The sequence below is a fragment of the Microbispora sp. H11081 genome, assembly GCF_012999535.1.
In the GTDB taxonomy this organism is placed as follows: domain Bacteria; phylum Actinomycetota; class Actinomycetes; order Streptosporangiales; family Streptosporangiaceae; genus Microbispora.
Map to the genome: position 1 here is coordinate 148,525 of NZ_JABBWV010000010.1, position 19,487 is coordinate 168,011.

General features: G+C 71.5%; 19 protein-coding genes. 6 read left to right on the forward strand and 13 right to left on the reverse strand.

All coding sequences use genetic code 11. The features are described 5' to 3' along the window. Positions 1-22: 22 nt before the first annotated feature. The gene (locus HHX31_RS23790) at positions 23-1,525 is read left to right on the forward strand and encodes an LCP family protein (protein ID WP_169950551.1); all 1,503 of its coding nucleotides are present in this window, start codon (positions 23-25) and stop codon (positions 1,523-1,525) included. Positions 1,526-1,624: 99 nt separating this feature from the next. Here the strand turns inward: HHX31_RS23790 and HHX31_RS23795 are convergent, their stop codons facing one another. Further along, positions 1,625-1,945 (reverse strand): hypothetical protein, encoded by a 321-nt coding sequence (locus HHX31_RS23795; protein ID WP_169950552.1) that lies wholly within the window; start codon positions 1,943-1,945, stop codon positions 1,625-1,627. A gap of 197 nt (positions 1,946-2,142) precedes the next feature. Between HHX31_RS23795 and HHX31_RS23800 the strand changes: the two genes are divergently transcribed. Beyond that, entirely contained in the window at positions 2,143-3,990 is a 1,848-nt protein-coding gene (locus tag HHX31_RS23800; protein ID WP_169950553.1) for a BTAD domain-containing putative transcriptional regulator, read from the forward strand. A 1-nt stretch (position 3,991) separates the two neighbouring features. Here HHX31_RS23800 and HHX31_RS23805 read toward each other — a convergent pair whose 3' ends face one another. From HHX31_RS23805 to HHX31_RS23830, 6 genes are all read right to left on the reverse strand, one after another. Then, on the reverse strand, positions 3,992-4,168 hold the full coding sequence (locus HHX31_RS23805) for a hypothetical protein (RefSeq protein WP_169950554.1): 177 nt from the start codon (positions 4,166-4,168) through the stop codon (positions 3,992-3,994). Positions 4,169-4,275: 107 nt separating this feature from the next. After that, positions 4,276-4,722 (reverse strand): S26 family signal peptidase, encoded by a 447-nt coding sequence (locus tag HHX31_RS23810; RefSeq protein ID WP_169950555.1) that lies wholly within the window; start codon positions 4,720-4,722, stop codon positions 4,276-4,278. Then, the gene (locus HHX31_RS23815; protein ID WP_311932200.1) at positions 4,719-6,593 is read right to left on the reverse strand and encodes an ABC transporter ATP-binding protein; all 1,875 of its coding nucleotides are present in this window, start codon (positions 6,591-6,593) and stop codon (positions 4,719-4,721) included. Before HHX31_RS23815 ends, HHX31_RS23810 begins: the two co-directional genes overlap by 4 nt. Then, positions 6,590-7,132, reverse strand: coding sequence for a hypothetical protein (locus HHX31_RS23820; RefSeq protein WP_169950556.1), 543 nt, complete (start codon positions 7,130-7,132; stop codon positions 6,590-6,592). Before HHX31_RS23820 ends, HHX31_RS23815 begins: the two co-directional genes overlap by 4 nt. A 15-nt stretch (positions 7,133-7,147) precedes the next feature. Next, positions 7,148-7,687: a MauE/DoxX family redox-associated membrane protein gene (locus tag HHX31_RS23825; RefSeq protein WP_169950557.1), complete on the reverse strand. Its 540-nt coding sequence runs from the start codon at positions 7,685-7,687 to the stop codon at positions 7,148-7,150. Between the two features lie 181 nt (positions 7,688-7,868). Further along, complete coding sequence (locus tag HHX31_RS23830; RefSeq protein ID WP_169950558.1) at positions 7,869-8,147, reverse strand: hypothetical protein; 279 nt, start codon at positions 8,145-8,147, stop codon at positions 7,869-7,871. Positions 8,148-8,250: 103 nt separating this feature from the next. On the opposite strand from HHX31_RS23830, the gene HHX31_RS23835 reads away from it, so the two are divergent. After that, positions 8,251-9,588: a hypothetical protein gene (locus HHX31_RS23835; protein ID WP_169950559.1), complete on the forward strand. Its 1,338-nt coding sequence runs from the start codon at positions 8,251-8,253 to the stop codon at positions 9,586-9,588. 107 nt (positions 9,589-9,695) lie between these two features. Here the strand turns inward: HHX31_RS23835 and HHX31_RS23840 are convergent, their stop codons facing one another. The 4 genes from HHX31_RS23840 to HHX31_RS23855 form a co-directional block, all read right to left on the reverse strand. After that, complete coding sequence (locus HHX31_RS23840) at positions 9,696-10,760, reverse strand: FUSC family protein (RefSeq protein ID WP_311932201.1); 1,065 nt, start codon at positions 10,758-10,760, stop codon at positions 9,696-9,698. A gap of 132 nt (positions 10,761-10,892) precedes the next feature. Beyond that, complete coding sequence (locus HHX31_RS23845) at positions 10,893-11,243, reverse strand: response regulator (protein WP_169950561.1); 351 nt, start codon at positions 11,241-11,243, stop codon at positions 10,893-10,895. Positions 11,244-11,441: 198 nt separating this feature from the next. Next, positions 11,442-12,107 (reverse strand): response regulator transcription factor, encoded by a 666-nt coding sequence (locus HHX31_RS35790; RefSeq protein WP_311932202.1) that lies wholly within the window; start codon positions 12,105-12,107, stop codon positions 11,442-11,444. Next, positions 12,104-14,215 carry a GAF domain-containing protein gene (locus tag HHX31_RS23855; RefSeq protein ID WP_169950562.1) on the reverse strand — a complete coding sequence of 704 codons (2,112 nt, stop codon included), beginning with the start codon at positions 14,213-14,215 and terminating at the stop codon, positions 12,104-12,106. The genes HHX31_RS35790 and HHX31_RS23855 overlap by 4 nt, the downstream gene beginning before the upstream one ends. A gap of 269 nt (positions 14,216-14,484) precedes the next feature. On the opposite strand from HHX31_RS23855, the gene HHX31_RS23860 reads away from it, so the two are divergent. Both HHX31_RS23860 and HHX31_RS23865 read left to right on the forward strand, forming a co-directional pair. Next, positions 14,485-15,273: a CPBP family intramembrane glutamic endopeptidase gene (locus HHX31_RS23860; RefSeq protein WP_169950563.1), complete on the forward strand. Its 789-nt coding sequence runs from the start codon at positions 14,485-14,487 to the stop codon at positions 15,271-15,273. Positions 15,274-15,324: 51 nt separating this feature from the next. Then, positions 15,325-15,966, forward strand: coding sequence for a LiaF domain-containing protein (locus HHX31_RS23865; RefSeq protein ID WP_169950564.1), 642 nt, complete (start codon positions 15,325-15,327; stop codon positions 15,964-15,966). Positions 15,967-16,031: 65 nt separating this feature from the next. Here HHX31_RS23865 and HHX31_RS23870 read toward each other — a convergent pair whose 3' ends face one another. Both HHX31_RS23870 and HHX31_RS23875 read right to left on the reverse strand, forming a co-directional pair. Continuing rightward, entirely contained in the window at positions 16,032-16,466 is a 435-nt protein-coding gene (locus tag HHX31_RS23870; protein WP_169950565.1) for a nitroreductase/quinone reductase family protein, read from the reverse strand. A gap of 203 nt (positions 16,467-16,669) precedes the next feature. Beyond that, a complete protein-coding gene (locus HHX31_RS23875) occupies positions 16,670-17,833 on the reverse strand; it encodes an acyl-CoA dehydrogenase family protein (RefSeq protein WP_169950566.1) in 1,164 nt (387 codons plus the stop codon). A 228-nt stretch (positions 17,834-18,061) separates the two neighbouring features. Between HHX31_RS23875 and HHX31_RS23880 the strand changes: the two genes are divergently transcribed. Then, positions 18,062-19,375 carry a UDP-glucose/GDP-mannose dehydrogenase family protein gene (locus HHX31_RS23880; RefSeq protein ID WP_169950567.1) on the forward strand — a complete coding sequence of 438 codons (1,314 nt, stop codon included), beginning with the start codon at positions 18,062-18,064 and terminating at the stop codon, positions 19,373-19,375. Positions 19,376-19,487 lie beyond the last annotated feature (112 nt).

The following is a 19,487-nucleotide window of genomic DNA, read 5'->3' on the forward strand; positions in this document are numbered from 1 at the left end:
AGAAGGCAAGCGGAGGACGGGAATGCCCGGCGACGATGGGGAGGACTCCGGCGTCCGCATAGGGGGCGACGGGTACGGCGGGGTGAGGCTGGCGGCTCGACGCGTCCGCCCGCGGAGGGCGAACCTCCGATCCCTCGTCATTTCGGGCTCGCTGTCCGGAGTCGTGCTGATCGGCTCGGGCGTCGCGTGGGTGACGTCGGACTACGCCACGAGCCGGATCCAGGCGGTGGACGCGGGCACGAGCGACGCCGGCTCCCGGGGCGCGATGAACATCCTGCTCGTGGGCGTGGACCGGCGGGACGACCTGACCAGGCGCCAGCAGAACCAGCTCCACCTCGGCCGCGACGTCGGCGAGCGCACCGACACGATGATGGTGGTCCACCTGTCGGAGGACCACAGCAAGGTCACCGTCGTCAGCCTGCCGCGGGACACCTGGACGACGATTCCCGGCAAGGGCGAACACAAGATCAACTCCGCGTACCAGTTCGGCGGCGCGAAGCTGGCCGTGAAGACGGTGGAGCAGGCGACGGGGCTGCGCATCAACCACTACGTCGAGGTCAACGTGCTCGGCTTCATCGACGTGGTGGAGTCGCTGGGCGGCGTCACCGTCTGCACGCCGGTGCCCATCGACGACCCGAAGACCAAGCTGAACCTGCAGCCGGGGACGTACACGCTGGACGGCGTCAACGCGCTCGCGTACGCCCGCACGAGGGCCACCGCGCGCTCCGACCTCGACCGCATCGACCGGCAGCAGCAGGTCGTCTCCGCGCTGCTCGGCAAGGCGCTCAGCGGCGGCACGCTGGCCAACCCGATCAAGCTCAAGGGATTCCTCGACTCCACCTTCAAGACGCTCAGGGTGGACCCGGGGCTGCAGAAGGACCTGCTCGGCATGCTCGACCAGTTCAAGGCCGTCTCGACCGACGACGTGTCGTTCGCGACCGTGCCGCTGGCCGACGTGAACTACCAGGCGCCGACAGGCGAGTCCGCGGTGCTGTGGGACAAGGCCGCCGCCCGCGACCTGTTCCGGCGGATCGACGCCGACCAGCCCCTCGTCAAGCCGTCTGCGAAGGCCACGACGTCCCCCTCCGCCGGCCCCGCCTCCTCGGCCACCCCCTCGGCCACGCCGACGGCGCTCACGATCCCGCCCGGCCGGATCTCGGTCAAGGTGCTCAACGGGACGTCCGTCACCGGCCTCGGCGCGGCCACGAAGGCCCGCCTCGTCGAGGCGGGCTTCATGGTCCCCTCGACCCCCGGCAACACGCCCCGCCGCGACTTCGCCACCACCGTCGTCCGCTACCCGCCCGGCCGCGAGGACTCGGCGCGTACGGTGGCCGCCGCCATCCCGGGGTCGGAGTTGCGCGAGCAACCGGACGTGAACGGCATCGAGGTCGTGGTGGGCCAGCGGAACCACGACGTGAAGAAGGTGACCGTGGCCGCGCCGGAGGGCGCCACCGCCTCGGCCGCGCCCACGCCGCACGCCACCCCCACGGCCCGCACCGCCACGCAGAACATCTGCAAGGCCTGACCACCGGGGACAGCGCCGGCCGGCCCGGCGAGGGCGGGCGCATCGGTCACCGCCTCGGCGGGCGGCTGAAGTGAGAGGCCTCCTGAGCGGCCGTCCACCCTACGCGTAGATCTCGTCGAGACCGATGAGACGGAGGCGGCGGTCCGACGCGGCCGAGGCCCGCAACTCGGCGGTGAAGCCCGAGCCGCTGTAGCAGGCCAGGACCGTGTCACGGGTGTCGTAGCCCTTGGCGGCGAGGAGGTCGCGGGCCCGGGCCAGCCGTCCCACGTGGTGGTGGCCCACCGTCTCACCCCACTTCACCTCCCCCAGGGACAGCACCCTGCCCGTCCGGCCTCCGTCAGGAGGAGAGAAGACCGCCACGTCGATCTCTAACGGCTCCGCGATCGCGTCGTTCCAGTCGCGGAAGGGACGCTCAAGCACCTCCCGCGTATGCCCGACGAGCGCGTCCCGTGTCCGGGACTGTTCCGGACAGCCGCGCGCCTTGCGGGAGGTCGTCCCGGCGGGGATCTTCGTTGTGCTCCTCTCAGACGCTCCCGCCGAGACACCCACGGAGGTCCTTTCGTGCACCGATCACCCGGCCGCGAGCCGCCGTCCGCCTCAGGCCCGGGGAGGGCGGGATGACCCTCCGGTTCCGGCTGCTCGGCCCGGTCGAGGTCAGGAGGAACGACGCGCCGGTCCCGCTCGGCTCGCCCAAGCAGCGCGCCCTGCTGACCGCGCTGCTGCTCGAACCGAACCGGGTCGTGTCGATCGACCGGCTGGTCGCGGCCATGTGGGACGAGGAGCCGCCCCGCTCGGCCGTCGCCAACGTCCGCACCTACGTCAACCGGCTGCGGCGGGCGCTCGGGGACGGTGACCGGCTGACGGCCCGGCCACCTGGCTACCTCCTCACCGTACGGGACGGTGAACTCGATGTGGCCGGGTTCGCCGACGCGCTGCGGCAGGGCAGGCAGGAGCTGTCGGCCGGGCGGCCCGAGGCGGCGCTGCGGCACCTGTCGGCGGCGCTCACCTGCTGGCGCGGCGCGCCGGCCGAGGACGTGCCGAGGACGGCGGCGCTCGGCCCGCGCCTCGACGCCCTCGCCGAGCAGCGCTGCCTGGCCCTGGAGGCGCGGGCCGAGGCCCGTCTCCTGCTGGGAGAGCACGCCGACGCGGTGCCGGAACTGCGCGAGACGGTCGCCGCCCATCCCACCAGGGAGCGGCTGTGGGGCGCCCTCATGCTCGCGTTGTACCGCACCGGGGACTCCGCGGCGGCGCTGGCCGCCTACGGGCGGGCGCGCGCGTTCCTCGCGGCGGAACTCGGCGTCGAACCCGGCCCGGAGCTGGCCGAGCTGCACCGGCGCGTACTCAACCGCGACCCCGCGCTCGTGACCGCGGCCCTCGCCCGCGACCCGGCCCGCCCGGCGCCCGTACGCAAGACGGCGCCGGCCGCGGGTCCCGGATGCCTCGTGGGCCGGGACGCGGAGCTGAAGGAGCTCGTCGCCGCGATCACCGCCTCTCCCCTGCGGCCCGTCGCCGTGCACGGCCCCGCTGGAGTGGGGAAGTCGGCCCTGGCCCTGCATGCCGTCCGGGCGGCGGCGCCGGACTTCCCCGGCGGCGTGCTCCACGTCGACCTGCGCTCCCTTCCCAGGCCCGGCGCGTACGAGACGCTGGCGCGGTTGCTGACCCTGCTGGGAGTGCCGGGCGGCCGGATCGCTCCGGACCTCGACGACGCGGTGCTCCAGCTCAGGGCCGCCACGGACGCCGAGCGCGTGCTGGTCCTCCTCGACAACGCGACCGGCGAGGGGCAACTGCGTCCTGTCGTCGGCGCCTGCCCCGGCTGGCAGTTCGTGGTCACCAGCAGGACGGTACTCGCGGCGCTCGACGACGTCGTCCACGTGCCGCTCGATCCCCTCTCCGACGACGCGGCGTACGAACTGCTGTCCGGGCTCTGCGGCCGGGCCAGGGTCGACCCAGAACAGGTGAGGAGAATCGCCGGGCTCTGCGACAACCTGCCTCTCGCGCTGCGGATAGCGGGCAAGCGGCTGGCCGTACGGCGGGAGTGGACGCTGGCGGCGTTCGCCGACATGCTGGCCGACGACGAGCACCGGCTCGACCTGCTGACCTGCGGCGACCTTTCCGTGCGGAGCGCACTCGACCTCGACTACCAGGCCCTGCTGCGGTGCGGGGGAACGGCGGGCGGCGGCGCGCTCGCCCTGTTCCAGCGCCTCGGCGAGCGCGGCCTGGCCGACTGCCGGTCGGCGCTCGCCGCGGAACTCCTCGGATGCGACCGGCGTACGGCGTGGGCCGCGCTCGGCGGGCTGGCCGATCTCCGCCTGATGAGGCCGGTGGCCCCCGACCACTACCGGATGAACGACCTCACCCGCCTCTACGCCGCGGAAATCGCCAGGAAATCGCCACGGATCCGCCGAGACGAGCACGGACGCGGAGCGCCCCGCCCCAGCCCGAGGCGCTCCGCCCTGCCCTGCTAGGTCAGCAGGTGTACTGCCACGGGGTGCAGTAGCCGCTGGGGATGCCCGTCCCGGTGCAGCAGTAGCGGCGGACGCAGTTCCCCGAGTACTCGTACCAGCAGTTGACGGCCTCCGCGCGGGTGGCCGGGACCAGCCGGGCGACCATCCGGTCCGCCAGCCGCTGAATCGTCCGCGTCATCTGGTTCCTCCTAAGCGGGACTCTTCGACGTTCACCGACCTTAGGAACCGCTTCGACGGCCGACGTACCAGTCCGATACACGTTCTCCTATATCGCGTTCGTCGGGCTCACGCGGTCAGCCGCCGGAGCACGACGCCGGTGACCCTGCTCTCGGGAAGCGGGCCCCACTGGCGGGAGTCGGTGCTCCGCGACGGGTTGTCCCCGAGGACGAGCAGCCGCCCCGGCGGCACGCGCGCCTCCCCCAGCGCCTCGAAACCCGGGGGGACCGGGTCACCGGCCAGAGCCGCGGCCCGCTTGATCACCAGGTTGGCGCCGCCGTCGAGCACCACCCCCTCCCCCGGGCCCACACGGGCGATGACGACGACGTCCCCGCGCCGGACGCGCCGGCCGGCCCGCCCGGGGCGCAACGTCCGTACGAGGACCCGGTCGCCGGGCCGCAGGCCGGGCTCCATGCTGTGCCCGTGCACCTCGACGACGCGGAGGGTCCGCCGGACCGCCGTCACGGCGACGGCCGGGATCGCCGTCGCGAGGAGGACGAGCAGGACCGGCGTCACCGTGCCTCCGAGAGCCGGTCGCGCTCGTCCAGGTCCTCCCGCTGCCGGTATCCCTCCGCCTGCAGGGCGAACAGGTGGGCGTAGATCCCGCCACGCGCCAGCAGCGCGGCGTGCGTGCCCTGCTCGGCGACCTGCCCGCCGTCGAGGACGACGATGTGGTCCGCGTCGCGTACGGCGCCGAGCCGGTGGCTGATCAGCACGCTGGTGCGCCCGCGGCGGTGCTCCCTCAGGCCCTGGTGGATCTCGTGCTCCGCCTCGGCGTCGAGGCCCGAGCTCGGCTCGTCCAGGATCAGCAGGTCCCGCTCACCCCGCAGGTAGGCGCGAGCGAGGGCGAGCCGCTGCCACTGCCCGCCCGACAGGTGGACGCCCGTCCCTGCGCAGTCGTCCTCCGCGCTGTTCTGGGGCTCGGCGAAGACCCGCGACAGCATGGTGTCGTACCCCCTGGGCAGACCGCTCACCGTGCCGTGCGCGCCCGCCCGCCGCGCCGCCGCCTCGATCCTGCCCCGGTCGTCCAACGCGGCCAGATCGCCCAGGCCGATGTTCTCGGCCGCGGTCATGTCGTACTCCATGTAGTCCTGGAACACCGCCCCGATCCGGGAGCGCAGCTCTGCCGGGTCCATCTCCCTGAGGTCGACCCCGTCCCAGAGGATCGAGCCGCGTACGGGGTCGTACATGCGGCACAGGAGCTTGACCACGGTGCTCTTGCCCGCGCCGTTCCTGCCGACGAACGCCACCGCCGCGCCGTACGGGATGGTCAGGCTCACCCCGCGCAGGGCCCAGGGGTGGCCGGGCGAGTAGCGGAACCAGACGTCCCGCAGCTCGATCCCCCGGCGCAGCGGGCCGGCCCGCCGTGGCCGGGCAGGGACCGGCAGATCCGGCCCGGCGTCCAGGACGGCGAGATAGTGGCCGAACAGCAGCACCTGCTGGTGCGCGGTGACGAGTTCGACGACGAGACCGCTCACCGCCGCCTGGACTCCGGCGACGGCGGCGACGAACAGGGCCACGTCTCCGACGCTGCCCGTGCCGTTCGCGACGGAGACGAGTACCCACACCAGGCCGCCACCGGCGGCCAGCGCCGCCGTGGTCCCTGTGATGGCCTGGACGCCGAGCTCGCGCCGGTCGGTGCGGCTCCGTTCGGCGTTCGCGGCCCGCCGCTGGGCGTTCATGAGCCCGCGCAGGTGCGCTCCGGTGCCGAAGAGCCTCAGCTCCTTGGCCGCCCGCACGTTGACGAGGAGCTCCCCGAAGAAGAACTCACGGCGCTCGACCGGGCCGATGCCCCACAGCATCGCGGCCCGCCGCCGCGACAGCCACAGCTCCGCGGCCAGCGAAGGTGCCGCCGCGCCGACCACGAGGACGGCCATCCACGGATTGATCGTCACAAGGGAGACGAGGAACCCGGCGCCGGTCAGCACCGTCCTGGCGCCGCCCAGGGCGGCGGAGACCACCATGCCCGGCGTCGCCCCGCCGTACTGCTGCGCCATCCGGATCCGGTCCAGGAACGCGGGGTCCTCGAACCTGGCGAGACCGACGAACCGCTCGGTGGCCAGGAAGAGACGGTCCTGCGCGACGAGGCCGACCCTGCGCCCGCTCTCGTCCCTGACGTACTGGACGACCTGCGGCCCGAGCGCCGTCAGCACCCCGCACCCGGCGAGCGCCGCGCCCAGAACCGCCGTCGCGCCGGCCTCGGGCCGTCCGCCGCCGACCTCGTCGAGCACCAGCTTGGTGCACCAGGCGATCGTCACCGGCAGGGCGGCCATGAGCACGCTGAGGAACGCGAAGGCGATCGTCAGGGCCCTGCTCGCCCGCCAGGCCAGGCCGAGAGCGGTGACCACCGCCCGCGCGCCGGCCGGGACCCTCGGCCGCGCCGTCACGCGTGCACGGGGATCTTGTCGAGGTCCTCCGGCGTGGCCCCGCTGGCGAGGACCCGCCCGTCCGCGGCGACCACGGCGAAGGACGGGAAGCCCTTCACCCGCAACGCCTCCGTCAGGCCGGTGCCGTAGTCCTCGATCACCACCAGGGCGACCGGCTCCAGCGTCCGCCGCTGGCCGGCCACCTCGTCCTCCGTACCGACCAGCACGGCGAGCACGTTGCCGCGTCCGCCGGGGAAGGTGCGTGCGCGCTCGGCGAACTGCGGCAGGCGGTCGTGGCAGGCGGGGCAGTCGGGCGAGAAGACGCCGACGAGGACCGGCTCGGTCAGCGTCCCGTCGGAGACGTGGACGCCGTCGGTGCTCACCGCCGAGAAGCCGCCGATCGTCGCCCCTGGCGGGAGCACGATCGGCGGGGACGTCACCGGTCGCGCCGCCAGGATCTCCTGGTGCTCCCGCAACCGCCGGATCACCCCGACCGTCAGCACCAGGTCGACCAGGCACAGGACGCCGACGCCCAGCACGAGAGCTGTCAGGAACGGCATGAGGGACCACCTCCGTCAGGGTGTACGGGTGAACAGACCGGTGATCTCACCGCTCGCGGCCAGCAGGACCGCCGTGGCTCCGGCCGCGAGCGCGACCGCGGCGAGCCCTGCCGGTCCGATGCCCGTCGGCCCGAGACCCGTCGGCCCGAGACCCGCGAGGACCGCTCCGGCCGCCGTCGCCACGACGAGCACGGCGTTGCGGGCGAGATGAGCAGGGCCCACCGGTGCGGCGGACGCGCCGAAGCAGCGGCAGGGGACCGGCCGGCCGCGCCGCAGCGCGGCGACGATGGCCGCGGTGAAGGCCGCGAGCAGCCCGAGCGCGACGCAGAAGCCGGCGAGCACCGTGGGCCCCCAGGCCAGCAGCGGCGCCACGGCGACCTCGGCCGCGACGACGAGCGCCGCGATCGGCTGGGCCCGCCGCGCCGGCAGGCGCGCGAGTGCGCGAGTGGCCGCCGTGAACTCCTCGTACGCCGCCCGCCCGCGCAGCTTGCCCACGGCGGACATGAGGAAGACGATCCCCGTGAGCAGCCGGCAGAAGGCGTAGAGATAGGCCACGGGCGTCCTCATCCCCGGTCGGGCGGGCGGTCGCCCTCCACGCTAGGAACCACCGCGGGACACCGGGTACACGACGGCTACACAGCGCGCTGTATCCGCCGCGCGGACCGCTGTGCGTGTTTCCCACGTGCTTGTTCCCCGCGTGCTTGTTCCCGGGCCTTGCGGCCGGGCGGAGAGGTGGTCAGGCCGTCCAGTCCAGGAACGCCTCACCGGCCGAGACGCCGCCCAGCCACACGCCGACGCCGACGAACGGCACCGCCAGGCCCCAGGCGGAGCGCCTGCGCACGGCCCATATGGCCACGCCGGCCAGCCCCGCCCACACCACGAGAAGGACGACGATCGCCCAGAGCGGGGCGACCAGGCCGCTCGCCAGGTAGAACGGCAACGTGCACAGCTGACCGGCGAGTCCCAACCAGCTGACCACCCTGGACACCACCGCCGCCTCCGAACGCGTTCGCATTTCCGCTCACCGTACCGATCTGAGTCGCACCGAGGTAGAGCGATTCCGGCCGATCCCGGGATGCTCTAGAAGTCGAGTGAGGCGCGCGCACCGGAGGGCGACGATGAAGGCATTCCTGGGCTTCCTGGCCGTCGCCGGGGTCGGTGCGGTGATCGCGGTTCTCCTGCTGTTGCGGAACGCGCCGGGCGGCGGTGCGGACCGGGCACTCGTGGCCTCGGCCCCCACGACCACGGCCTCCGCCTCCCCCGTGGCAGGGAAGAACGTGCTGCTGGATGCCGAGGGCGCCGTCATCGAGGAGTTCTCCGGTGACTGCACCGGCAGCGGACATCCCTACCTCTGCCGGTATGTCGGAGAGCGGCTTCGCGCCGAGGATCCGCAGTTGCTCTCTCGTGGCGGCCTCACGATCCGGACGACGATCGACCGGCGGGTCCAGCGAGCTGCGCAGCGGGCCGTCGACGCTTACGTCCACCGCGACGACCCGCAGCTCGCCACACAGGTCGTGATCGTCCCAGGCGAAGGGGCCGTCAAGGCCATGGTCACCAGCCGTGCTCCCGCCACCGGTCCGGGCTTCTATCAGGGGACGACGGCGATGCCCTACGCCCTGGCCGCCGCGCTCGCCGCCGGTCTGCGGTACGACGACGGCTTCGCCGTCTCGGACGAATACCGCGCCCGGAGCTACTCGACGTTCAAGACCTGCGCGAACCAGGCCGTCGGGGATCCGGCCGTCAGCATCTACAACCGGAAGAAGGGCGGTGCCCGGTTCGTCACCCTGCGATCGGGCACCCTGAACGCGATCAACACCTTCTACATGCGGTTACAGCAGAAGGTGGGCCTGTGCGAGACCGTCGAAACGGCCCGGCGGCTCGGGCTCAGGAGCGTGGACGGAAAGCCGCTTCCTGAGATGGAGACGTTCGCACTGGGCCCCATCGAGGCCGACCCCGTCTCGGTGGCCAACTCCTACGCGAGCCTCGCCGCCCGCGGTCGCTTCTGCGAGCCGAGGGTGATCACGGAGATCCGCGACGGTTCAGGCGCCGTACGCGGCTTTCCTGCGCACTGTACGCAGGTCCTGGACGCGGCGGTCGCCGACGCGGTCACGGGAGTGCTGACGGACGTCCTGGCGAACAGCACGCTCGAAGGCATCGGCCGCGAGGCGGCGGGCATGCCCGGCGACGGCGACATCTTCCGCACCGCCTGGTACGCCGGTTACACGCCCGACCTGGCCTCCGTGGTCAGTCTCGGTGACCCTCGCGGCCCGAACCGGCACCCGCTGATCGACGTCACCATCGGCGGCCGCCGCTATTCGCACGTGGACGGCACGTCGGTTCCCGGTCTGATCTGGAAGAAGGCCATGACCGACGCGCTCCGGGGGACGCGGGAGACCCGCTTCACCCGGCCGGACGCCGAGCGCTTCGGCGGCTGCCACGACGCCTGCCCGCCCTGAGCGCCGCTGGACCTGGTGTCGAACTCGATGCCGCCTGACGGCTCATCACGACTTGTCGATGCGACCGGCGGGGGGCCTTCGAGACGACGGTGAGCATGCGTCGGCCCTCAGCCGCGCATGCTCTCGTCGCTCAGCGGGGTCAGCGCGGCCGAGGCCTCGTCGTGATCCATCCCGGTCGCCTGGAGCAGGTCGACGGCGATGGAGCGCAGCTGCGCGATGATGACGTTCGCCGAGAAGCCCAGGTTCTTGGGCCGCTCCCGCGCGGCGACGGCGAGCAACGCCTGCCTGGCCAGCATCGGCTCGCGCCCGGCCCCGAGTTCGAGCTGGAGCAGCAGCGCCGCCTCCGAGACCTCGCGCAGGATCTCGGCTAGCGCGACCGGCGGCGGGCTTGGCTCCCCCATAGCGGCGAGCGTACGGCGGACCAGGACCCGGGCGTTGCGTAGCGCCAGGTCCACCGGTAAGGCGGCGGTCTGGTATCTCGCCAGCCTGGCCCGGTGATGCCGGCGCAGCGGCGAGATCCTGATGATCTCCTTGCTGTTCTCCAGCGCCGCCGTGAAGTCCTCCACCGCCGACTGGGTCCGGCGTCCGCACTCCAATGCCTCGGCGGCCAGGTCCGCGTCACCCTTCTCGATCGCCTCCGCCGCCTGTTCCAGCACGGTGGAGAAGGCGTCCAGCACGCCGGACAGGTGTCTGCCCGCGATGCCGAGCGGACTTGCGGGCAGCAGCGCGACCGCGGCGATGCCGATGATGCCGCCGGTGAGCGTGTCGGCCATCCGGTCCAGCCCGCCGGCGTCCGCGCCGGGCACGAGCATGGTGACCAGCACCGCGGACGACCCCGCCTGCGACACGAACAGCTCGCCGCTGTTCAGCAGCGCCGCGACGGTCATCGCCAGCGCGATCACGAGCGCCAGTTGCCAGGGCCCGGAGCCGATCCAGGAGACGAGCAGGTCGCCGATGCCCACGCCCAGGCTGACGCCGACCACCAGTTCCGCCAGCCTGCGCAGCCGTCGCCCGAATCCCACCCCGACGCAGATCATCACGGAGACGGGCGCGAAGAGAGGGTGGGGGTGGCCGAGCAGATGAACGGCGACGACCCAGGCCAGCGCGGCGCCCACGGCGCACTGCGCGATGGAGGGGCCGATGAGACCGAACGTGCCCAGCCGCTTACTCACCTGATCACCGAGCCACGTTCGCACTCCTCTACGATGGCGAAACTTCATGACGTTGGGATCACATTTGCCCCAGATTCTTCTTGTCTGAGCCACTGGCGGCCGATGAGGGCCCAGGAGCCTTTTGACCACGCGTCACGGGCGCTGGGCGTCGAGGAGCGCGGGCAGTGCCTCCGCGGCCCGGTCCTTCCCGAGGAAGGCCACGGCGCCGGCCGTACGGGCGGCGTCCTCGGCGGTGACGTCGGTGCACACCGCGATCACCCTCGTGCCGAGGGCGGCGAGGGCGGTGGTGGTGGCCAGGCCCTCCTCCAGGGTCGGCAGGTGCAGGTCGACCAGGCAGGCGTCGGGCCGCGACCGCTCGGCGAGTGCCTCGGCCTCGGCCCCGGTCGCGCACACGGCCACGACGGAGACGTACGGCAGGGCGTCAAGGAAGATCGCCAGTGCGTGCCTGACCCGGCGGTCGGGGTCGACGACCAGCAGGTTCAACGACTGCGGCGTCTCGGCCGGTGTGATGGACAGGCGACTCTCCCCCTCCGCAGCCGGCCGCGCACGTCACAGGTTCAAGACTGCACGATCGCGGGGGCGGAGGAAATCGACCGAAGGACTGCCGCCTGCTCGGCGGTTTGTACCGGCTCTTATCGGTGGAATGACGTAGAACCCAGCGCCAATGAGGGTGATGCCCGCTCAGCCGGGCGGGACGATGCCCTCCCTGGTCGCCCACAGGGCCGCCTGGGTGCGGGAGGACAGGTCGAGTTTCGCGAGGATGTTGCTGACGTGGGTGCGTGCCGTACGTTCGCTGACCGACAGAGCCGCGGCGATCTCCCGGTTGGACCGGCCGTCGGCGACGAGGGCCAGCACTTCCCGTTCGCGTGGGGTCAAGCTCGGCACGGGCGTCGCGGGCGCCCGCATCGCGGCCGTCAACTGGCGGGCGGCGGCCGGGTCGAGGTGCACCTCGCCGCGGACCGCGGCGCGAAGGGCCCGCCCAACCTCGTCCGCCTCCGCGTCCTTGAGCAGGTAGCCGGCGGCTCCCGCCTCCAGGGCGGCACGGACCTTCCGCTCCTCGACGAAGCTTGTCATCGCGACGACCTCGACGGCGGGAAACCTGACCTTGACCTCCCGGGTCGCCTCGATGCCGTCCATGACCGGCATCATCAGGTCCATCAGGACTACGTCGGGCAGCGCGCCGGAACGGTCCAGAACCGCCAGACGGTCGATCGCCTCCTTTCCCGTCGCCGCCTCGCCGACCACCTCCATGTCTTCGAGCATGTCCAGGAAGGCCCGCATGCCCGTACGGACGACGCGGTGGTCGTCGACGAGAAACACCCTGATCGTGCGTTCCGAGGTGCTCACCGGCTGTCCGTCTCCATCTGGTTCCTGATCGGCCCGGTGACCATGACCCTGGTGCCGGCGCCGGCCGCGCTCACAATTCGCAGGTCGGCGCCCATACGTGCCGCCCGCTCCCGCATCGTTCCAAGTCCCATGTGCCCGGGAAAAGCGGCAGTGGGGTCGAAGCCGCGGCCGTCGTCCTCGACCACGATCGTCAGGTCGGACTCCGTCCGGCCGAACGTCACGGTGACCCGCTGGGCGTCGGCGTGCTTGACGGTGTTGTGCAGCGCCTCGACGACGATTCTGTAGAGGTGCTCTTCGGCCTCTTCGTCCAGATCGGGACGCTCCTCCGTCTCGTCGACGACGACGATGGGCAGGCCTTCGCGGGCCGCGATCGCGGCGGCCTGTTTGCGGACCGCGCTGATCAGCCCTTCCTCGGCCAGCGCCCCGGGACGCAGCTCGAAGATGAGGGCGCGCATCTCCGCCAGCGCTCCCTGCGTCAGCTCCCGGAGCTGCGCCACCGCTCGTCCGAGTGGACCGTTCCCTTCGATGCCCTGCTTGGCCATGGCGAGCTCGGCGGCGCGGGCGTGCAGCGTCATCGAGAACAGCGCCTGGGACACCGAGTCGTGGAGTTCCCTGGCCAGCCGCTGGCGTTCCAGGAGCGCGGCGTTCTGCCGGCCTTCGGCCAGCAAGGTGGCGTTCTCGACCGCCACGGCGATCTGGTCCGCGAACGCCTTGAGAAACCTGAGCTCCTCGTCGGCCGGCTCGTCATGCGGCAGGTAGTAGACGTGGAGCGCGCCGATCATCTGGCCCATGGTCCCGAGGGGTACGGCCACGAGGATGTCCCACTCGACATGAGGCAGGAACCGGTGGATCGGCTTGGCCGCCGGCCGTGCCAGGGTCCGCGCCGGGGCGCCGCGGATCACCTCCAGGCGCTGCTCACGAAGCGCGTGCACGGCGGGCGAGTCGACCCCGAGTTCCCAGCACGCTCGTAGACCGTCCTCGTAGCCGTCGGGCAGCCCGTGGGTGGCCAGGAACCGTACCCGGCCGGCGCCGCCCTCCATCACGTGGACCGCGGCGGCGACACCCCCGCTCGCCCGCACCACCGTCGCCACGGCGTTCCGCAACGTGGTCTCCGGCGGCTGGTCCACCACCATGTCGCTCGCGACGAGGGCCAGCGCGGCCACCCGCCGATGCAGGAGGTCCATGGCGTTGGCGGTCTCCGTGGCGTCCCGCACCACCGTGAGCGTGTGTGGTTCGCCGGAGAAGACGACGGAATCCGCGCGAACGTCCACGGGGAAGATCGTGCCGTCCTTGCGGACGTGACGGACCCGTATCGCGGCCCCGGCCTGAGGCACGGCCGAGAGGAAGTCGGTGACGGCGGTCAGGTCCGCGGGATGCGTCCACGTCTCGGGACGAGCGCCCACCAGTTCCCCGGGCGAGTACGCGTGCATCCGGTGGAAGGCGGGGTTCGCCTCGACGAGCCGGCCCTGGGGGTCGCTGATGACCAGCCCGTCGCCGGTCGCCTCGAACACGGCGCGGTACTGCGCCTGCTGCGCGCGCAACCGCCGCTCGGTGCGCGTACGTTGGATCGCGGCGGCCAGGGTGTCCGCGGCCGCCCGCAGCGCCGCCACGTCGCTGGGCAGCCACTCGCGTTCCGTCGTGCACTCGTCGAACCCGATGAATCCCCACCAGACGCCCTCGACGTGGATCGGCACGAGCGCGATCGACCTGACGTCCTGAGCCTCCAGCTCGGGGCGCTCCGCGGCGGGAAGGTCGCGGGTGTCGGCGGCCATCACGTCCCCGCGCGACAGCGCCTCGGCCCACCGGCCCCAGCCGACGTCCACATAGTCGAACCCTTTGAGCAGGGGGTTGTCGATCTGCGGGGTGATGCCTTCCGCGACCCATTCGTACCGCTGGCGACTGCACAGGCGGCCGTACGCGTCGAGATGGTTCTCGAAGATGTACACCCGGCTCACTCCGGCCGCCGTCCCGAGACGCGCCAGGACCTCGGCGATGTCCGTCTCCCACGGCGCGGCGCCGGCGAGGAACCGGTCGGCGGCGAACTGCACGGCGGCCAGGATGGCGTCCGGGCCGGGAACCAGGTCGGCATCCTCTTGGGCGGCTGCCAACTTCGTTCCTCCTGACAATCCCGGCACGGTCGAGACACCCCCGTAGGAGTGGCCCAGGGAGATGTTACTCCCTGTCACTTTTCGACATGAAACCTCCCCACTGGTGGGAATGTCGGATCGCACGGCGATCTGAGGCTTTTGACGTAGGAAGCCCATGGCGGATCGGCTGATCCGGGTGTCGTCTGTCTGCCGATCCGGTGAAGCCCGCGCCTCCGAGACCATCGACGCACGGCCGGTGGCCGCGACAGGGAATCACGGAGGTATCTGACATGACGGCTGATCTGGCGGTCCGATCCGCCCGCCAGGAGACCGCGCCCGGCGCACTGGCCTGGGCCGCGCCGAGTTGGGTGGAGCGGCGGCCGTTCACGGCGACGTCAGCGATCACGGCCGGCGTATGCGTGCTGGTCCTCGCGAGCGCCGGCGTTCTCGCCTGGTTCTTCCCGGAACTGGGCGAGACGACGCGTCGCCAGATCGCCACCCTCGTGCTCGCGGCGGCCGTCCTCGTCCTGTTGTTCCGCTGGTCGGCGTGGCGGGCCGTCGGCCTCACCCGCGTGCCGCGGCTGCGCGATCTGACCCTCATCGCGCTCCCCCTGGCGATCGCCGCCTGGCCGCTCGGCTTCGGGATCGAAGGAGGGGCACTGGCCCTGGGCACGGCACTCCTCGCCGAACTGCCCAACTCCTTCGCGGAGGAGGCCCTGATGCGAGGGGTGGTCGTCAGGGCGTTCGCACGCCGCAAGCGGTGGCTGACCGCTGTCGTCTCCGGCGTCAGTTTCGGCGTGTTGCACCTGGTCGTCCTGGTCTGGGGTGCCCCGGTGGCGGACGTCGTGCCGCTGATCGTCATCGCCGGCCTGTTCGGGATCGGTTACGCCTGCGTGCGCCTGGTCACCGGCAGCCTGTGGGCGCCGATCGCCCTGCACGCGCTGTTCAACGTGAGCCAGGAAGTCGGCCGCGGAATCGACACCCTCGGCGAGGTCCCCTCCACCCTGATCCTGCTCGCGGGCGCGGTGGTCCTCCCGGCGTACGGCCTGCTTCTCCTGCGCCGAGCGCCGCGGAACTGAGCGACGGCATCCATCGGCAGCGGGCAAGGCGGGCTTCCAATGACCATGCAAATGACGACGAGACCTGCGATCACGTGGGACCGTACGGACACCATCCCGGCAGGCGAGACCTTGGACAGCACCTTCAGCACCACCGGCGTGAGCCGTACCCGGCTCCTGTCGCGCCGGGACGACGCCCCGGCGCGGGCGGCCGACCCGTTCGCCGTCCACGTCGCGATCGGGACGGGCCTGCTCATGGCGACGTGGTTCGGCCGGGGCATCCCGCTCGTCATGGCCGGCACGATCGTGGCGCTCGTTCTGCTCCTGACCTCGATGACCGATCTCCCCAAGAAGATGGGCAGCTTCGTCTGGCGGCCGGTCAGCGCGGACCCGGGCCAGTGTCACACCGTGAGCGTGGGCGAGGGCCGGCTCGACCTCACCGATCTCCAGCTCGCACCGGGCACCCGGGTCACGTTCACCGCGTCGGTGTCGATCGGCCGGCTCAAGGTGATCGTGCCGCCCGCCGCCCGAGTCGAAGTGCACGGTTTCACGCGGCTGGGCGAGGTGGAGATCGACCACAAGGTCGAAACCGGCGCGCACCTCCGGGTCGACCGCGTGCTGGAGCCCGAGCTGATCAGCACCGGCCAGGCGCCCACGGTCGAACTGCGCGTCACCGCCGGGGTCGGAGACCTGGAGGTGCGGCGCGCGCCCTGACCCGGAGCCCCGCCCTCCGGCTTACCCGACCGGCGCCACTTGCCCCAACTTCGCCCCTAAGACCTCTAGTTGATACGGAAGACGGGAAATCCCGGAGCGATCGCCCGCACCTGTTCCTCGGACGCACTCGCGTTGATTCCCTCGAAGAACCTTCCGACCTCCCAGCCCCAGCGCTTCAGGTACGCCCGGAGAACGGCCGGCTTCTCGTCGTCTGAGAGCTCGGTGGCGGTGAACGTCTCGATGCGGCGGCCCACGCGCAGCTCACCGTTCCCGGCGACGCGCAGGTTGCGGACCCACTGAGTGATGCCTCGGGGTGCGACCAGATAGCGGGAGCCGTTCAACGTCAGCACGTTCACCGGCGTGGTGCGCCATTCGCCGCTGGACCGGCCGCGAACGTACAGAATCCGGGATCCCCAGAGGCTGATCCCGAGCCGGGTCAGCCCTGCAACCGTACGGTTGAACAGGTGATCCATGCGGGTCGGTTCGATGTAGCGGGACATGGCCAGCTCCTCGGCATATCTCTTCGAGAGCACTGCTCTCGCCTTAAGGCAAGCATGATTAGAAATGCGCTCACAGTCAAGAGCGATGCTCTCTGATTTGTGCGCTGGTCTCGGTGGAAGCATGGACCCGGATGGCTCCCCCAGACACAGATGACAAACCCCGCCTCCCCACGAGGAGAGACGGGGTTTCTGCACGTCAATGACTACTTGAGGAGCTGGCGGGCCATGACCATGCGCTGGATCTGGTTGGTGCCCTCGTAGATCTGGGTGATCTTGGCGTCGCGCATCATGCGCTCGACCGGGAACTCGCGCGTGTAGCCGTACCCGCCCAGGAGCTGGACGGCGTCGGTGGTGATCTCCATCGCGGCGTCGGAGGCGGCGCACTTGGCCGCGCTGGAGAAGAACGTGAGGTCCTTGACCGGGGTGCCGTTCATGGCCAGCTCCGACTTGGCCGCGGCGGCGTACGTGAGCTGCCGGGCGGCCTCCAGCTTCATGGCCATGTCGGCGAGCATGAACTGCAGGCCCTGGAAGTCGGCGATCGGCTTGCCGAACTGCTTGCGCTCCTTGACGTACCCGATGGCGTAGTCGAGGGCGCCCTGCGCGATGCCGAGCGCCTGCGCGGCGATCGTGACGCGGGTGTGGTCGAGCGTCGCCAGCGCGGTCTTGAACCCGGTGCCCGGCTCGCCGATCATCCGGGAGGCCGGGATGCGGACGTTCTCCAGGATGACCTGGCGGGTGGGCGAGCCCTTGATGCCGAGCTTCTTCTCCTTGGGCCCGAACGAGACGCCCTCGTCGTCCTTCTCCACCACGAACGCGGAGATGCCCCGGCCGCCGGCCGACGGGTCGGTCACGGCCATGACGGTGTAGTACTCCGACACACCGGCGTTGGTGATCCACATCTTGGTGCCGTTGAGCACGTAGTGGTCGCCGTCGCGTTCGGCCCTGGTCTTCATCGCGGCGGCGTCGGAACCCGCCTCAGGCTCGCTCAGGGCGTAGGAGAACATGGCCTCACCGCGCGCGACCGGTGTCAGGTAGCGCTGCTTGAGCTCCTCGGACGCCGACAGCAGCAGCGGAACCGTGCCCAGCTTGTTGACGGCGGGGATCAGCGAGGACGAGGCGCACGCGCGGGCGACCTCCTCGATCACGATCACGGTCGCGAGCGCGTCGGCTCCCGCCCCTCCGTACGCCTCGGGGACGTGGACGGCGTGCAGGTCGGCGGCGACGAGGTCCTTGTAGACCTCCCAGGGGAACTCCTCGTTCTCGTCGGCCGCCGCGGCACGCGGGGCGATCTTCTCGTCGGCCAGGGCCCGGACCGTCTCGCGGAGCATTTCGTGCTCCTCAGCGGGCGCGTAGAGAGGGAAGCTCATAGCGCGATACTAGGACGTCCGACCAGAAAGTTACCAGTCAGTACGACCGCCTTCTTGACAGCGCTCCTGACTGGGAGCCGGAGAAACCAGGGCTCCGGGCGTCGACCAGGCGGGCCGAGAGCCGTACCGTGGGGGCCAGGGCGCCGGTTTGCCCAGGTGGCTCTCAGGGCAGTTGCCGGGGCCGGTACCATGCCAGATCACAAAGAGTCGGTAAGAGGGGAGCATGCCGTGCCGTACCGCCTCACTGTGCTGGGGACCGGATACCTGGGTGCTACGCACGCGGCGTGCATGGCCGAATTGGGCTTCGAAGTGCTCGGTCTGGATGTGGACCAGAGCAAGGTCGAGCGGCTGCAACGCGGTGAGCTGCCGATCCACGAGCCCGGCCTGGAGGAGCTCCTCCGCCGCAACCTCGACTCCGGCAGGCTGCGCTTCACCACCTCGTACGAGGAGGCCGCGAAGTTCGGCGACGTCCACTTCATCTGCGTGGGCACCCCCCAGAAGAAGGACGGGTACGCCGCCGACGTCTCCTACCTCGACGCGGTCGTCGAGTCGCTTGCCCCCTACCTCGACCGCGAGTGCCTCGTCGTGGGCAAGTCCACCGTGCCGGTCGGCACCGCCGAGCGCCTCGCGGACAAGCTCGTACGGCTCTCGCCCGCCGGCATGCAGGTCGAGCTGGCCTGGAACCCCGAGTTCCTGCGCGAGGGCTTCGCAGTGCAGGACACGCTCCACCCCGACCGGATCGTCCTCGGGGTCGTCTCCGAGCGGGCCGAGAAGGTGCTGCGGGACGTCTACGCGCGGCTGGGCGAGGTCCCGATCGTGGTGACCGACTTCCCCACGGCCGAGCTGGTGAAGTCGGCGGCCAATGCGTTCCTGGCCACGAAGATCTCGTTCATCAACGCCATGGCCGAGGTCTGCGAGGCCGCGGGCGGCGACGTCACCCAGTTGGCGCAGGCGCTGTCGTACGACGAGCGGATCGGCGGCAGGTATCTCAACCCCGGCCTCGGCTTCGGCGGCGGCTGCCTGCCGAAGGACATCAGGGCGTTCACGGCCAGGGCCGACGAACTGGGCGCCACGAACGCGCTCGCCTTCCTCCGCGAGGTCGACGAGATCAACATGCGGCGCCGGAGCCGGACCGTCGACCTCACCCGCGACATCCTGGGCGGGCCTTTCGAGGGCCGCAGGGTGGCGGTGCTGGGCGCGGCTTTCAAGCCCAACTCCGACGACATCCGCGACTCGCCGGCGCTCGACGTGGCCGTGAAGATCGCCGAGCAGGGAGGGCACGTCACGGTCTGCGACCCGGCCGCCCTGCCCAACGCGCGTAGGGCCTATCCCCACCTGGGGTACGCCGAGTCGGCCATGGAGGCCGCCGAGGGGGCCGAGATCGTGCTGCTGCTCACCGAGTGGCCGGAGTTCGTCGGCCTCGACCCGGAGGAGCTGGGGGCGACCGTCGCGGCACGCGTCATCCTCGACGGCCGCAACGCGCTGGACACGGAGAGCTGGCGGGACGCCGGTTGGGACTACCACGCCCTCGGCCGCCCCTAACCCTTCCCCTCCGGCGTGATCTTGTAGTTTGTCGCAGCGAGGGTGGCTGACCTGCGCGAACACCTCCCGTGATCTTACAGCGAAACCGCACAGCACCACGCTGACCTGCGCC

Excerpts from the sequence above, each read along its gene's own strand:
- HHX31_RS23790 (WP_169950551.1), top strand. The coding sequence starts at position 23 with ATGCCCGGCGACGATGGGGAGGACTCCGGCGTCCGCATAGGGGGCGAC.
- HHX31_RS23800 (WP_169950553.1), top strand. The coding sequence starts at position 2,143 with ATGACCCTCCGGTTCCGGCTGCTCGGCCCGGTCGAGGTCAGGAGGAAC.
- HHX31_RS23805 (WP_169950554.1), bottom strand. The coding sequence starts at position 4,168 with ATGACGCGGACGATTCAGCGGCTGGCGGACCGGATGGTCGCCCGGCTG.
- HHX31_RS23820 (WP_169950556.1), bottom strand. The coding sequence starts at position 7,132 with ATGCCGTTCCTGACAGCTCTCGTGCTGGGCGTCGGCGTCCTGTGCCTG.
- HHX31_RS23830 (WP_169950558.1), bottom strand. The coding sequence starts at position 8,147 with ATGCGAACGCGTTCGGAGGCGGCGGTGGTGTCCAGGGTGGTCAGCTGG.
- HHX31_RS23835 (WP_169950559.1), top strand. The coding sequence starts at position 8,251 with ATGAAGGCATTCCTGGGCTTCCTGGCCGTCGCCGGGGTCGGTGCGGTG.
- HHX31_RS23860 (WP_169950563.1), top strand. The coding sequence starts at position 14,485 with ATGACGGCTGATCTGGCGGTCCGATCCGCCCGCCAGGAGACCGCGCCC.
- HHX31_RS23865 (WP_169950564.1), top strand. The coding sequence starts at position 15,325 with ATGACGACGAGACCTGCGATCACGTGGGACCGTACGGACACCATCCCG.
- HHX31_RS23870 (WP_169950565.1), bottom strand. The coding sequence starts at position 16,466 with ATGTCCCGCTACATCGAACCGACCCGCATGGATCACCTGTTCAACCGT.
- HHX31_RS23875 (WP_169950566.1), bottom strand. The coding sequence starts at position 17,833 with ATGAGCTTCCCTCTCTACGCGCCCGCTGAGGAGCACGAAATGCTCCGC.